General features: G+C 42.8%; 14 protein-coding genes. 12 read left to right on the forward strand and 2 right to left on the reverse strand.

Annotation, left to right across the window (positions count from 1 at the left end; genetic code table 11):
- Nucleotides 1-39 precede the first annotated feature (39 nt).
- Nucleotides 40-966 carry an NADP-dependent oxidoreductase gene (locus J7E78_RS11570; RefSeq protein WP_215076338.1) on the forward strand — a complete coding sequence of 309 codons (927 nt, stop codon included), beginning with the start codon at nt 40-42 and terminating at the stop codon, nt 964-966.
- Here J7E78_RS11570 and J7E78_RS11575 read toward each other — a convergent pair.
- A complete protein-coding gene (locus J7E78_RS11575; protein ID WP_215076507.1) occupies nt 950-1,585 on the reverse strand; it encodes a type 1 glutamine amidotransferase family protein in 636 nt (211 codons plus the stop codon). The genes J7E78_RS11570 and J7E78_RS11575 overlap by 17 nt on opposite strands.
- A gap of 201 nt (nt 1,586-1,786) precedes the next feature.
- Between J7E78_RS11575 and J7E78_RS11580 the strand changes: the two genes are divergently transcribed.
- The 3 genes from J7E78_RS11580 to J7E78_RS11590 all read left to right on the forward strand — a co-directional run bounded on the left by J7E78_RS11580 (nt 1,787) and on the right by J7E78_RS11590 (nt 3,809).
- Entirely contained in the window at nt 1,787-2,524 is a 738-nt protein-coding gene (locus J7E78_RS11580; protein ID WP_215076339.1) for a cyclase family protein, read from the forward strand.
- Between the two features lie 215 nt (nt 2,525-2,739).
- Entirely contained in the window at nt 2,740-3,294 is a 555-nt protein-coding gene (locus J7E78_RS11585; RefSeq protein WP_215076340.1) for a hypothetical protein, read from the forward strand.
- Between the two features lie 29 nt (nt 3,295-3,323).
- Nucleotides 3,324-3,809 carry a hypothetical protein gene (locus tag J7E78_RS11590; RefSeq protein WP_215076341.1) on the forward strand — a complete coding sequence of 162 codons (486 nt, stop codon included), beginning with the start codon at nt 3,324-3,326 and terminating at the stop codon, nt 3,807-3,809.
- Between the two features lie 273 nt (nt 3,810-4,082).
- Here the strand turns inward: J7E78_RS11590 and J7E78_RS11595 are convergent, their stop codons facing one another.
- Entirely contained in the window at nt 4,083-4,283 is a 201-nt protein-coding gene (locus tag J7E78_RS11595; protein ID WP_215076342.1) for a hypothetical protein, read from the reverse strand.
- A gap of 347 nt (nt 4,284-4,630) precedes the next feature.
- Between J7E78_RS11595 and J7E78_RS29370 the strand changes: the two genes are divergently transcribed.
- The 8 genes from J7E78_RS29370 (at nt 4,631) to J7E78_RS11630 (ending at nt 14,072) form a co-directional block, all read left to right on the forward strand.
- Nucleotides 4,631-5,056 carry a protein kinase family protein gene (locus J7E78_RS29370; protein WP_251034978.1) on the forward strand — a complete coding sequence of 142 codons (426 nt, stop codon included), beginning with the start codon at nt 4,631-4,633 and terminating at the stop codon, nt 5,054-5,056.
- A complete protein-coding gene (locus J7E78_RS29375; protein WP_311517042.1) occupies nt 5,053-5,595 on the forward strand; it encodes an ROK family protein in 543 nt (180 codons plus the stop codon). The genes J7E78_RS29370 and J7E78_RS29375 overlap by 4 nt, the downstream gene beginning before the upstream one ends.
- Before the next feature lie 185 nt (nt 5,596-5,780).
- Nucleotides 5,781-6,023, forward strand: coding sequence for an antitoxin Xre/MbcA/ParS toxin-binding domain-containing protein (locus J7E78_RS30010; protein WP_215076343.1), 243 nt, complete (start codon nt 5,781-5,783; stop codon nt 6,021-6,023).
- 178 nt (nt 6,024-6,201) lie between these two features.
- Nucleotides 6,202-7,659: a glycoside hydrolase family 1 protein gene (locus J7E78_RS11610; protein WP_215076344.1), complete on the forward strand. Its 1,458-nt coding sequence runs from the start codon at nt 6,202-6,204 to the stop codon at nt 7,657-7,659.
- Nucleotides 7,660-7,817: 158 nt separating this feature from the next.
- Entirely contained in the window at nt 7,818-9,506 is a 1,689-nt protein-coding gene (locus J7E78_RS11615) for an S-layer homology domain-containing protein (protein WP_215076345.1), read from the forward strand.
- A 21-nt stretch (nt 9,507-9,527) separates the two neighbouring features.
- Entirely contained in the window at nt 9,528-10,952 is a 1,425-nt protein-coding gene (locus tag J7E78_RS11620; protein ID WP_397330537.1) for a glycoside hydrolase family 1 protein, read from the forward strand.
- 232 nt (nt 10,953-11,184) lie between these two features.
- Entirely contained in the window at nt 11,185-12,036 is an 852-nt protein-coding gene (licT, locus tag J7E78_RS11625) for a BglG family transcription antiterminator LicT (RefSeq protein ID WP_036617363.1), read from the forward strand.
- A gap of 128 nt (nt 12,037-12,164) precedes the next feature.
- On the forward strand, nt 12,165-14,072 hold the full coding sequence (locus tag J7E78_RS11630; protein WP_215076346.1) for a beta-glucoside-specific PTS transporter subunit IIABC: 1,908 nt from the start codon (nt 12,165-12,167) through the stop codon (nt 14,070-14,072).
- Nucleotides 14,073-14,078 lie beyond the last annotated feature (6 nt).

Here is a 14,078-nt window from a genome sequence, read left to right on the forward strand (position 1 = left end):
AGAGTATAACGATAATCAATGGAAAGGCTGGGATTTCTAATGAAAGCAATTGTGATTGAGGAATTTGGTGGAGCGGAACAATTGAAGGAACAGGAAGTAGCCAAGCCAACATGTGGAGTGAATCAGGTGTTAATCCGAACGCATGCAACGTCGGTGAATCCGGTAGACTTCAAAATCAGACAAGGTTATATGAAAGAAGCAGCAGAGAATTTTCCGTTGATTCTGGGCGGAGATGTTGCCGGTATTGTGGCTGAAGCGGGCTCGAATGTCACGCGGTTCAGAGAAGGTGATCGGGTATTTGCCCGTCCGCGTCAATTCGGAACCTATGCAGAATATGTTGCTGTTGATGCAGATATTATTGCTCGTATACCGGAGAACTTGAGCTTCGAGGAAGCAGCAGCGATCCCGCTGGCGGCGATGACGGCCTGGCAGGCCCTTGTGGATCATGGACGTTTAGGCAAAGGGCAGAAGGTACTCATTCATGCTGGTGCAGGTGGTGTGGGAACGTATGCAATTCAGATCGCCAAATCCCTCGGCGCTAAGGTGGCTTCCACGGCAAGTGAATCAAACGAAGCGTTGCTTCGCTCGTTGGGTGTGGATCATTATATCAACTATAAAAAAGAAGACTTCTCGGAGATTCTCTCCGGTTATGATGTTGTGCTGGACACCATGGGCGGTGATATTCAGCGCGATAGCTTCAAGGTGTTAAAGTCAGGCGGGCATCTGGTATCCTTGGTGGAACAACCGGATGAGAAGCTTGCCAAGGAAGCCGGAGTAACGGCCAACGTCTTCATGATGGAACCCAAAGGGGATCAACTGGATCAGCTGGCTGAACTGGCTGCGGAAGGCAAGCTCAAATCGGTTATTGATGGAACCTACCCGTTAACTGAACAGGGAGTAAGGGAAGCACACGAGAAAAGTGAAACCCATCATACGCGTGGGAAACTCGTTATTCAGGTGCAATAGAGTTCATTAACTCATAGAAGTATGTTGACTCTTGAGTCCGATACAGATTGTACCAAGCCTGTAATGTTTCTGGTGCGAAGACATCGAGCTTCTTCAGTACATGCATCGTAAATTCTAACGGAGCTATTCCAGATGCAGTAACTACATTTCCATCGGTTACTGCTGGCTCCGTTTGATAATATGTTGCTCCAGTATAATCTGGGCATATCATCTTCAGGTATTCTAAATCATTGCTTGTATGCTGTCTGGAATCCAGTATTCCTATTTTTGCAAGTGCAACTGTCGCACCGCAAATCGCCGCAATAACCGTACCCTCTTCTATAGAGGCAGCAACTTTTTTCAATAGGGGATCATGGATGGTGTCCATCCAGGTGTTTCCTCCCGGAAGAATGATGAGGTCGTCACCTTTCAATGTACATTCATCAATAGAAATATGAGGAAGGATGTTCAATCCGCCCATGGTAGTTACCGGATGTTTATCCACACCTACGGTTACGACCTGTAAAGGCTTGATCTCTTTCCTAAAATACCTTCCCGAGTTCAATTCAGCAGTTAGATATCCTACCTCCCAGTCTGCCATCGTATCAAATACATATAGATATACGTTCTTCGTTTGCATCATACATGCTCCTTTTGTTTTCATGATTGAATGGATTACTCTTGTATTATAAGTTAACTTCACTGACATCTACGGTCAGTGAAGTTTATTAAATTTGAAAATTAACAGCCCTAAGAACCAATATAGGGACTGCTCCCCAATTGTAGTGGAATAAGATATAATAGGAGAAATTTATTCCATTTTGTGCATGAGGTGATTAGGATGTCCAAGGAACTCATTCAAGCCATTCAATTGTTAAAAGAAAAGAAATGGGTGGATCTGACCCATGCGTTTGGTCCAGGCTCTCCACATTTTTCAGCTTTTGAGGCAGCACAATTCGATACACTGTTTGATCACGATCAAGGTTTCTTTGCCCAGAGCTTCAAGTTTCCCGGTCAATATGGGACACATCTTGATGCGCCGATTCACTTCGTTCGGAATACCCGGTATCTGGATGAGTTGGGCTTGAAGGAGCTTGTATTGCCACTTGTGGTCATTGACCAGTCCGCCGAAGTAGAGAACAATCCGGATTTCACGCTGGATGTGGAGCATATTCTTGCATTTGAAAGACAGCATGGCGTGATTGAAGCTGGAAGTTTTGTAGCCTTACGTACCGATTGGAGCAAACGCTGGCCTAACCATGAAACATTTGATAACAAGGATGCGGAGGGCGACAGCCATGCGCCTGGATGGTCGGTTAGTGCGCTCATGTTTTTATTTGAGGAAAGAAAGGTACAAGCCATTGGGCATGAAACCTTTGACACGGATTCGGCCGTGGATTATCAGAAGAATGGAGCACTTCTGGCAGAATATTATGTACTCGCCCAGGATACATATCAAGTTGAGCTGTTAACAAACCTGGATCAGGTGCCGGCCAAGGGAGCTGTTATTTTCAATATTGTACCCAAAGCGGAGAAAGCTTCTGGTTTTCCAGTCCGGTCTTTTGCCATTTTGCCGTAAAACGGGGGGATCAAAAGCTGAAATAGATAAATCAGGAACAGAACCCATAATGATACTCAAGCAGACAGCCGGCTAAATAGTCGGCTGTTTTTTAGTTAAGCTAACGGGCAGGTTAGTTCCAGTATGTGTTAAAATTGAGTTTGTTAGAGCAGTACCCTGCTTTACTACCTACTGATTCAAAGAGTTTTTAAATTGATTTAAGGGAGCGGAAGAAAATGGGGGCAGATTTCACAGCTTTCTTAGGCCATAAGTTGAATAGAGTTGAAATTGAAATATTATGTCACGCACTAAATTCTAGATCATTAAAGCACGTTGATGAATTCATTAACTTCCTGCTCCCACATAACCCTAAGGATGAGGATAAGACATTTACGATTCATGAAGGAATTGGTGGTACTGTGGAAGTCAGTGGACCTTGCGGAATGGATTTTACATTCTCGGACAAGGTTTGTTATTTTCATCATTATATAAGATGGAGAAGCTTTCTCCTAGAGAAGGAGCTTCAACTTTATCTAAAGAGAGTTACTTTCGATTTAGCCCGTTATTTTTCATCAGAATTTGCAGTTTATGTACCGGACAGTGGATCAAGAGAGTCAGGGGTTCTAGATTTTATTTGGGAAGATGAAAATAAAGATATTTATTATATAAGGAATTGGCTTCTTGAGCGTTGCGGAAGACCAAAAGAGAAGATTATTGAAATTTATAAAGAATACGAAGATTACTGGGATTCTGAAGGATATTACGTAGATTATTTTAGTGATTTAAAGTAGGGTTCTCATTCATCAAACGGGAACTGTTAGTGGAAAACAGCTCCTTTTTTTTCGTTAAGCTAACGGGCAGGATAGTTCGAAGAGTCACTGGTTTTGGTATTGGTTATTTTAATATAATTTTGAGCTATGAGACAACTGGGTACGGTTTCTTTATCTTATTGATGTTTGGATGTGACGTTAAACTAATGCAAATCGAAGACACAATCTATGGATATTACGAAAACATGTTACAAGGGGATATGGATGAGTCTCAAGAATTTCTTGATTGGAATTCGGAAGAAGCAAGTATGATTGACTATTATGCGAGCATGGGTAAATTACGCAAAGAGTTTCATATTGTCTCAGTTGAGGACTTTCAATTAACTTTCATAAGTGAGAACGGTGGAACAGGTAAGGCAACTGTGGAAATTACTTATAAAGATAAATCTTCTAATGAAATTATTGAAACAAATTATATTAACTTGCGATTAAATGCAAATGGAAAATGGATCATAACATCAATAATAAGGGAATAGCAGACCCTTAATAAGAGTTTGATTAAGCTAACGGGTAACGTTTGTTCATAAAGCACGGGGTAGACTACAGGTTGGCAGGATACTCTTTTTTCATTTGGATAACTGGCAACAGGTAAGTAGGCTTATCAGAAACCAAGTCCAGCTAGGATTTGACCTATTGGAAGCATAATGTGAATTTTGGCAAACTTATGGATTAAGTCACAACTAACAAAGTCTAAATAATTCACATATGTAAATAACAAGGGAGGCGTATTCCGCCTCCTTTTTATGTTTTTACTTTTGATCCGAGTGAGGATCTTGATTAAATCTTTGAGAGATTTTTTTCTCTGTTTTCCTACGCCGTATCCAGCGCTTGAGTAAGCCTTCCTCTTTGCGTTCTTGCAGCGTTTCCTTCAAACCTTGAATCATAAATTCCGATCTTCGTCTGTCATCCCGACTAATCTCGCGTAATTCCTTAATAAATTTGTCGTCCATATCTGCCTCTCGCTTATTCAGGATAATCCCATTATACCGAACATACGTTCTTTTATCAAGTTTTTCCATTACGAATGATTTTCGAGATCAATGTAGTGAAAAGAAGCACAGGAACAATATGCGGCATGTGTGAGAATGAAAGTCTAGAGGAATAGTCACATGTGGTAAGTATCGCAAAACCATAATACACATCAAACAGGGAGGTAAGTATGGATGGTCTACGTTATTATGGCTTAAGTTATGATATGGTGTGAAATGACATCCATACCATTGCTTTGGCTCAATTGCCAGAGTAGAAACGAGAGGGTTATGAAAAAAGCCAACGCTACAATGAGAAATACATCAATTTGAATAATGTGCGTGAAGTCATGCAGCAGATCGAGACGGCGACCAAACCGCATTTAGCCTTACGAACCAATCTTAGTGTTGTTACCATTAATGCGCTGATTCAGGAATTATGTGATGGCGGAGAGCTGTTCCAGGATAAAGTAGTTCCCTCTAACGGCGGTCGTCCTGCTCAGGCATATCGATATAATTATAACTTCAAGCTTGCTTTGGTACTTTACATCAAAGAGATGAAAGGCCAGGAGTTGATTTCGGCAACGGTCATGAATCTGGAGAATAAGGTTGTGTTGAAGGAAGAGAGCATTTTGCCTGCTTTTGATAAACAACATGTGCTGCAACTTATCGCGCGTTTCGTTGCGGATTACCCTTCCATTGATATGATTGGCATCGGTATTCCAGGGCAAGCCTTGGATGGGACATCACGGTGAGCAGTCATGAAGAGCTTATCCATTCACATCTGATACGGGAGATCGAGAGCGAGTTCCAACTGAACGTTCTCGTGGAGAATGATGTTAAGGCAGCGATTAGCGGATACTGTACACAGCATGCGGATATGAAGGAACAGAGTGTAGCAGGAATTTATTTTCCTAACCGATACCCGCCGGGTATGGGCATGATGTTGAATGGACAGATGATCCGTGGGAAAAACGGGATGTTTGGTGAGATTAAGTATCTTCCTTATTCACCTGATTGGAAACGTGACATGAGCAAAGAAGATTTTGTAGTACAGGTATGTCATATCTTGCAAACGATTAATGCCGTCGTTGCTCCACATCAGATTGTCATTTATCAGGAACGTGTGGAGAGAGAAGAACTGGATTTGGCGTGGAAACAGTACGGGAAGGATCATCCCATGCCATCGTTGCCGGAAATTGTACATCAGGACTCGTTTCAACATGATTTTGATGCTGGGTTAAGGGGAATGGTTCTTCAGGCGTTGAAGTCAGGCATGTTATCTGAAGGCTAAGCTAACCCTTGTAGAGTAGGATTCATGATGCGTGAAGAGAGAATCATGAAGGGCGTGTTGTTTAGTCCAAGTGATCCCGAATTAAAGATCATCAAATAAAGTTAAGTCTACCTGTTACAGAAGTGGTTTCAAGCGGCTTAAGGATGAATTGTGTTAAATAGAACCACAGGGTTACAAATGGCGATATGGGGGAATATGCTTTTGAATGGATGGCGAAAGATATCAAGGCTCTAGGGGACCAAAGTCCTGCTGCTTACCTGAAAACGGAGGAAGGAGCGCAGGCATTAAGGGCAGCCATATGCGTATGCCGCGTTAATTTGTTCGATGGTGGAATGTACAAACGATCATATGATCCAGTGAAGTTGATTTTGCAAAATAGATATGTTACGCTTACATTACAAGAGCAAAGACAACAGAATATGCAATAACATCTTTTGATGGATTGTAACTGTGAAGACAGGCAAAACCTAAACTGATGGTGAAATGAAGGCCCCTTTTTTTGGTGCTATTTTACCTTGAGTTTAGGTTTTTCTTGTTTTCTGCTCTGAATTACACCATGTCTCACCTGGAAAAACCAAAATAAATTTCGAAAAGAGGTTGTTGTTCATGACCACGGCACAAAAAGGATTCCCCGAAAACTTCCTATGGGGCGGCGCTACAGCTGCCAATCAATTGGAGGGTGCATTCGATAAGGACGGCAAAGGCCTCTCCACAGCGGACATGATCGCTCATGTTCCCAAAGAGAAGCGTACAGGCGGACATGCTATGGAAATTTCCTCTTCCCGAATTGAAGAGATCCTCTCCGGTAAAATCGAAGAACGTTTCCCTAAACGTTTTGGTATCGATTTCTACCATCACTTTAGAGAAGATATCGCTTTGTTCGCTGAAATGGGCTTCAAAGTATTTCGTTTGTCCATTCACTGGGCACGTATTTTCCCGAACGGTTATGATCAAGAGCCAAATGAAGCAGGCTTGAAATTCTACGATGAAGTATTCGACGAATTGTTGAAATATGGCATCGAGCCGCTTGTTACATTGTCTCACTATGAGACACCGCTTGGCTTGACGCAAAAATATAACGGCTGGGCTGGCCGTGAAGTCATCCAGCACTATGTTCGATATGCAGAAACGGTGTTCAACCGTTACAAAAATAAAGTAAAATACTGGCTGACGTTTAATGAAATTAATGTAATGCTGTTCAGCCCGTACACTGGCGGCGGCATTCTAATTGATAAAGTGGACAACAAGCTGCAAACCACTTATCAAGCGCTGCATCATCAATTTGTAGCAAGTGCATTGGTTACGAAGCTTGCTCACGAGATTATCCCTGGTTCCCAAGTGGGTTGTATGCTTGCTCGTATGGAAACCTATGCAGCAACATGTAATCCGGTAGATGTTCGTCTGGCTCAACACGAGAATCAGATCAACCTCTTCTTCACGGACATGCATGCTCGTGGTAAGTACCCGAACTACATGGCTCGTTATTTTGAAGAGAACAATATTGTGATTCAAAAAGAAGCAGGGGATGATGAAATCCTGCTCAACAATACAGTGGATTTCATTTCCTTCAGCTACTACATGTCCGTAACCAAATCGGCATCTGCCAGCGAGGAAGAAACTACAGGTAACCTAACTGGCGGCGTGAAAAACCCTTATCTGGAAGCGTCCGACTGGGGCTGGGAGATCGATCCGATCGGTCTGCGCGTAACCCTGAACAACTTCTGGGATCGTTACCAGAAACCATTGTTCATCGTAGAAAATGGTTTGGGTGCATATGACCGTGTTGAAGAAGACGGTTCGATCCATGACTCCTATCGTGTGGATTACCTCAGAAAACACATCGAACAAATGAAAGAAGCGATCAAAGACGGTGTCGATCTGATTGGATTTACAGCATGGGGCCCGATTGACCTTGTGAGCATGTCCACTTCCGAAATGTCCAAACGTTATGGTTTCATCTACGTGGATTTGGATGACGAAGGTAACGGAACTCTCAAACGTTCCAAAAAGGATTCATTCGACTGGTACAAAAATGTAATCTCCAGCAATGGTGAGCAGCTGTAGTTCTCTCGTTTCCAGGATTGTTACCGCATAAAAAGAGCGGGCAAAACCTAACGCGAAAGTAGGTATCTCAATGAGCCTCATGGTTTTGAGAGCCCTTTTGGTTAGTGCTTGTCCGCTTTTTCATGTGTTGCCCAACATTACATTGGAGGGATTGTCGTTTGAGAAGATGGAACATGAGCACACAGAGTACGAGATGGATGCTAGCATTAACCCTGTGCCTAACTACAATCTGGCCTACAGCAGCGATTGCGGAAAGTATTGAGGTCAGTCGGATTCAGGCAAATACCTATGTAGGTGATCCGGGAGAAATGGTCGAATCCTTTGATATTACCATTGCCAATCCCGTGAAATATCAGAATCTAAAAGCTTCTGACTTCGAAATTACAGGCAATTATGATGGTTATCCATTAAATGAAGCAGAAGAAATTGTACAAACTAACTATGCAGACGACGGGATAAAATTGACGATTCAGGATCATACCATCCATATGGAGGTCGAGCCGTTTAAATATCCTGGAGGTATGATTTCAAAATTTAAGGTAACGAACAAAACGTATCCAGAGCTATCTTTTGATGAGACCAATGTGGATAAGGTTGTTACCCGAACCGTCGATGATTTTGAAAAAGGTACGTACACGGGCAGCAACGGTGAAGCGTTGTCTTACCGTCTGAAGCGTAGTCCTTCCACCAACGCACAACCGCTTGTCGTATGGCTTCATGGCGGAGGAGAAGTAGGTACGGATGGTAGAAGTCATCTTACGGCTAATCGTGGAGCAGTAGTCTGGACAGAATCGGGGTATGATACTTCCGTGCTTGCTGTACAGTATCCCGAGAATTACAGTTTCAAAATTTACGATAACCCTGAACAACTGGCTAAAATGCAAGCATATTTTGTTGCACAGTATGAGCTGATCCAGAAGCTTGTAGCTGAAGGGGAAGTTGATCCGGATCGGATTTATTTGGCTGGTGTATCTAGTGGGGGTGGCGGAGCCCTTCGGTTTATGATGCAATATCCGGATCTGTTTGCAGGAGCTGTTGTCATTGCGGCCAAGGATACAGTTGCAGATTATACGGGGTCTGTGGATGGATTTAAAGATGCACTTAAAGATATTGTGAATGTTCCTATTTGGCTTCACCATGCTAAGGGTGATCCTACAACAGATAGTCGTACAAGTATACTTGCGTATGAAGCGTTGTTGGAACTAGGGAGTGATCCGGACATTTTCGTATACGATGATGATTTCATGGAAGGAAATAATCTCTATGGTGGATTGAAACATTGGTCATGGGTTCCTGCTTTGGCAAGTTATCAGACACCTGACTTTTTGTTTAATCAAGACAAAGGAATATCTGCTGTCGATATATATACCCAGATGGACCGGAGAATTAAAGCGCATGAAATTGTGGATCGGACTCAGCTTGCCGTATGGATTGCTGATTTTTTGAAACTCCCAAATCCTCAATATGAAGAGAGTTATAGCGATACGTTTGAGCGATGGTCTCAAAAGGCTATCTCGCAGGTTACAGAAGCAGGTGTAATGCAAGGAACGGGGAATAATAAATTTTCCCCATTAGGTGATATAACACGAGCTCAATTAGCGGTTATTTTGGACAAAATGAAGAAAAACTTGGGTATAGAACCTGATCAATCAGAGGCGGCTATGTTTGATGACGTACCTCCGACTCATTGGGCATATGAAGCAATACGCAACAGCTCACAATACGATATTATGGGCGGCAAAGAGGCACAACTTTTTGCACCTAATGATATGGTTGATGGAGAAGAATTTCATGATATTATGGACCGCTTGTATCTGACAAAGGCAAATCGACACTTAGAAGACTAAATATTGAGAGGAATGATTGATATGACTACACCATTTCCGAAAGACTTCCTATGGGGCGGCGCTGTAGCAGCCAACCAACTTGAAGGAGCTTATAATACAGATGGCAAAGGTCTGTCTGTTCAAGATGTAATGCCACACGGGATTACAACGCCTAGAACGGAAGCGCCTACAGAAGATAACCTGAAACTGATCGGTATCGATTTCTACAACCGCTACAAAGAGGATGTTAAACTGTTTGCTGAAATGGGCTTCAAAGTGTTCCGTACATCTATCGCTTGGTCCCGTATCTTCCCTAAAGGTGATGAATTGGAGCCAAATGAGAAAGGTCTGCAATTCTACGATGACCTGTTCGATGAGTGCCACAAATACGGGATTGAACCACTCGTAACGATCTCTCATTATGAGACACCGCTGCATTTGTCCAAAACATATGATGGCTGGGTTAACCGTAAAATGATCGATTTCTACGAGCGTTATGTAACAGTGCTGTTCAACCGTTTCAAAGGCAAAGTTAAATACTGGCTGACATTCAATGAAATCAACTCCATCCTGGAGGAACCATTCATGAGTGGCGGCATCTATACGCCAAAAGCTGAACTGTCCAAACAGGATCTGTACCAAGCGATCCATCATGAATTGGTAGCCAGTGCGTTAGCTGTGAAACTGGGTCATGAAATTATGCCTGAAGCCAAAATCGGCTGTATGGTACTGAGCATGCCTACGTATCCGTTGACTCCAAACCCAGATGATGTGGTTGCAGCTATGCATGCGGAACAGCGCAATGATATCTTTGCTGATATCCATGCACGTGGTTATTATCCGAAATACATTAATCGTTATTTCAAAGCGAATAATATCAATATTAAGTTTGAAGATGGCGATGCTGAAATTCTGAAGCATACCGTAGACTTTATCTCGTTCAGTTATTATGTAAGTATCTGTGAGACTGGTGATCCCGAGAAACGTATCGAAGGCAAAGGAAACCTGTTCGCGGGTGTGCAAAACCCTTATCTGAAAGCGAGTGAGTGGGGCTGGCAGATCGATCCGCAAGGACTGCGCGTAACCTTGAACAAATACTGGGACCGTTATCAAAAACCATTATTTATTGTCGAAAATGGTCTGGGTGCAGTCGATGAGCTGATTACAGACGAAAATGGCAATAAAACGGTGAACGATGATTACCGTATTCAATACTTGAATGACCATCTGGTACAGGTGGGCGAAGCTCTTGAAGATGGCGTAGAAGTGATGGGTTATACGTCATGGGGCTGTATTGACCTGGTTAGTGCTTCAACAGCAGAGATGAAGAAACGATATGGTTTCATCTATGTTGACCGTAACAATGACGGTTCAGGAACATTGGATCGTTACAAGAAAAAGTCATTCCACTGGTACAAGGAAGTTATTGGTTCAAATGGCGCAAGTCTTAAGAACAACAACGAGTGAATAATAGTTCTATAAGCATGTTGTACAGACACCTTCTTATGTCACATTAGCGCACATTAACCGCTTTCACAAAAACATTGTCATATGGATAATTATATGGTAAGATGGGCCTAAGGCTAATGAATACTGGATTGTTACTGTTCAATCAGGCAAAACCAGAAGCGGGGCATATTTTGTGACCTGCTTTGGTTTTGCCTTTTACTACTTTGACGGTGCAAGGTGATGTGAAGAAATGAAAATTGAGAAGGTGCTGAACAACAACGTAGTTACCGTAATTGATCCGGGAGGAAACGAACTGGTCGTTATGGGACGTGGAATTGCCTTCAAAAAGCATACTGGTGAATCGATTGACGAGAGTCTCGTCGAAAAAATATTCTCGCTTGAAAGTAAGGAAGTATCACAGAAACTTAAAACACTTCTGTCTGATATCCCGGTTGAATATGTCGAGTGCTCGGATGAGATTATCCGTTATGCCGAGACGGTGTTAGGTGAGAAGCTGCATGAAAGCATCTACATTTCACTGACGGATCATATTCATTTTGCGATTGATCGACATCGTCAAGGATTGCAGATCCGTAACGCATTGTTCTGGGAGATCAAGCGCATGTACCGGAAGGAATATGCCATTGGACTCAAGGCGCTACAGATTATTGAGGAAACGTTAGGTGTCCTGCTTCCCGAAGACGAATGCGCATTCATTGCAATGCATCTGGTTAATGCCCAGATGAACGGTGAGATGAGGGAAACGATCAGTATTACGAACATTGTTAAGGACATACTTAACATCGTAAGACGTAGCTTTGTGATTGAACTTGATGAAGATTCATTGAGTTATTATCGATTTTTAACTCATCTGAAGTTCTTTGCCCAACGTGTGTTGCAAGGAACGGCGATTGAAGATAAAGAAGTAGATAATCCGCTTCATGACTTGGTGAGCAAGCAGTATCCGGAAGCACATGCATGTGCAGTAAGGATCAGTGACTATACGCGTAAGATCTATAATCGGGTGTTGTCCAAGGAAGAAATACTGTATCTGACCATTCATATTGAACGAATTGTCAGAAATGAACAAACAATTGAATAAAGTTGGGATTGTTACTGCTAAAAAGGCAAAACCTAAACGTTGAATAATGATAAGCTTTTCTGCTTTGTCATTATTCAGTGTTTAGGTTTTTTTTTAACCTTCATTACACATAAAAGGAGCAAAACACAATGGATACACAACAATTGTCCAAGGATATTTTGAAGCTTGTGGGTGGCGAAGAGAATATCGATCAAGTCACACACTGTATGACAAGACTTAGATTCAACCTCAATGACAACAAAAAAGCGGACAAAGCGACGCTGAAAAATACACCAGGCGTGATGGGCGTTATGGAGAACGGTGGACAGTTCCAGGTTATCATCGGTAACGATGTGCCTATCGTGTATAACGCACTCGTTGGCAACATGTCCAAATCACCAAACGCAGATAATGCATCATCAAGTGCTTCAACTGGAGAAAAGAAAAAGAGAAATCCAATAAGTGCATTATTCGACTTCATTTCCGGTATGTTTACACCAATCCTGCCTGCGATTACGGGTGCAGGTATGATCAAAGGGATCGTGGCTATCCTGGTAGCCCTGGGGTGGTTGTCCGATACTAGCTCAACCTATATCATTTTGTCCGCGATTGGTGATGGTGCTTTCTACTTCTTGCCGATTATTCTAGCAATAAGTGCTGCGCGGAAGCTGGGTAGTAATATGTATATTGCCGCAGCGCTTGCAGCAGGCATTATGCACCCGACCATTACAGCATTGCTGGCTGATGGTCACAATTCATCATTCATGGGGATTACAGTCATAGGGGCAACGTATTCTTCTACAGTTATTCCGATTGTTCTGGCCGTTTGGATTGCTTCCTATGTAGAGAAAGCCGTTGATCGTGTTGTACATGCTTCACTTAAGTTACTCATTGTTCCAACAGTTACCCTGTTAATTATGGTTCCACTGACGTTGATGACAGTAGGTCCATTGGGTACAGTTCTTGGTAATGGTTTGTCCGGTGGTATCTCATGGTTGTTCGACAACATGTCCATCTTCGCAAGTATTCTGATTGGTGGTACGATGTCATTGCTGATCATTACAGGTATGCACTATGCGTTGCTGCCAATCGTTGTTGGTTCAATGACAACACTGGGTTACGACTTTATTATTCCACTGATGTTTGCAGCTAACTTGGCACAAGGTGGTGCAGCATTTGGTGTAGGTCTCAGATCGAGAAATAGCAAAACCAAATCCCTGGCCTATTCCACAGGTCTTACGGCTATTATGGGGATCACGGAACCAGCGATGTATGGTATCAACATGAAGTTCAAAAAACCATTTATCGCAGCTCTCAGCGGGGGTGCTATTGCTGGTGCATTCATGGGAATCTTCAATGTTAAATCGTATGTTATTACAGGACTTGCAGGTCTGCCGAGTATTGCGGCATTTGTCAGTCCAGCAATTAGCACATTGATTTATGCTTTGGTTGGTGGTTTGATTGCCATCGTAGCGGCAGCAATCATTACGTATATCTTGGGCTTCCAAGAAGAAAATGCATCGGAGCCAGTAGCTGCACCAGCCGCTGAGCCGGCAACACCAGCAGCAACAACTTCTGCTGTAACTGAAGAAGCAAAAGCACAAGATGAGCAAGTATTCAGCCCGATCACAGGTGAAGTTAAACCGCTGAGCGAAGTGCCAGACCCTGCGTTCTCTGAAGAGATTATGGGTAAAGGATTCGCGATTCAACCATCTGAAGGTCGCGTCGTATCTCCGATCAACGGAACCGTGTTCTCGTTATCGAAGAGTGGACATGCCATTGGTCTGGTAAGTGATACAGGCGCAGAGATGTTGATTCATATCGGGATTGATACCGTGAAGCTGAAAGGTCAATTCTTCTCTCCTAAAGTTCAAGCAGGTGCGAAGGTTGCTGTAGGTGATGTACTGATGGAGTTTGACCGGGAACAGATCGAAAAAGCCGGTTACACAACGATTACACCAGTCATTATTACAAATATGCATCAGTATGAGTCGATTGAGTCTGCTGGTCGCACTACGATCAAAGAAAAAGACTTGTTGTTCACAGCTAAAGCTTAACCATAA

This window comes from Paenibacillus polymyxa, from assembly GCF_018614975.1.
In the GTDB taxonomy this organism is placed as follows: domain Bacteria; phylum Bacillota; class Bacilli; order Paenibacillales; family Paenibacillaceae; genus Paenibacillus; species Paenibacillus polymyxa_E.

Coding starts and splice junctions, on each gene's coding strand:
- J7E78_RS11570 (WP_215076338.1), top strand. CDS start 40: ATGAAAGCAATTGTGATTGAGGAATTTGGTGGAGCGGAACAATTGAAG.
- J7E78_RS11575 (WP_215076507.1), bottom strand. CDS start 1,585: ATGCAAACGAAGAACGTATATCTATATGTATTTGATACGATGGCAGAC.
- J7E78_RS11580 (WP_215076339.1), top strand. CDS start 1,787: ATGTCCAAGGAACTCATTCAAGCCATTCAATTGTTAAAAGAAAAGAAA.
- J7E78_RS11585 (WP_215076340.1), top strand. CDS start 2,740: ATGGGGGCAGATTTCACAGCTTTCTTAGGCCATAAGTTGAATAGAGTT.
- J7E78_RS11595 (WP_215076342.1), bottom strand. CDS start 4,283: ATGGACGACAAATTTATTAAGGAATTACGCGAGATTAGTCGGGATGAC.
- J7E78_RS30010 (WP_215076343.1), top strand. CDS start 5,781: ATGGGGGAATATGCTTTTGAATGGATGGCGAAAGATATCAAGGCTCTA.
- J7E78_RS11610 (WP_215076344.1), top strand. CDS start 6,202: ATGACCACGGCACAAAAAGGATTCCCCGAAAACTTCCTATGGGGCGGC.
- J7E78_RS11620 (WP_397330537.1), top strand. CDS start 9,528: ATGACTACACCATTTCCGAAAGACTTCCTATGGGGCGGCGCTGTAGCA.
- licT (WP_036617363.1), top strand. CDS start 11,185: ATGAAAATTGAGAAGGTGCTGAACAACAACGTAGTTACCGTAATTGAT.
- J7E78_RS11630 (WP_215076346.1), top strand. CDS start 12,165: ATGGATACACAACAATTGTCCAAGGATATTTTGAAGCTTGTGGGTGGC.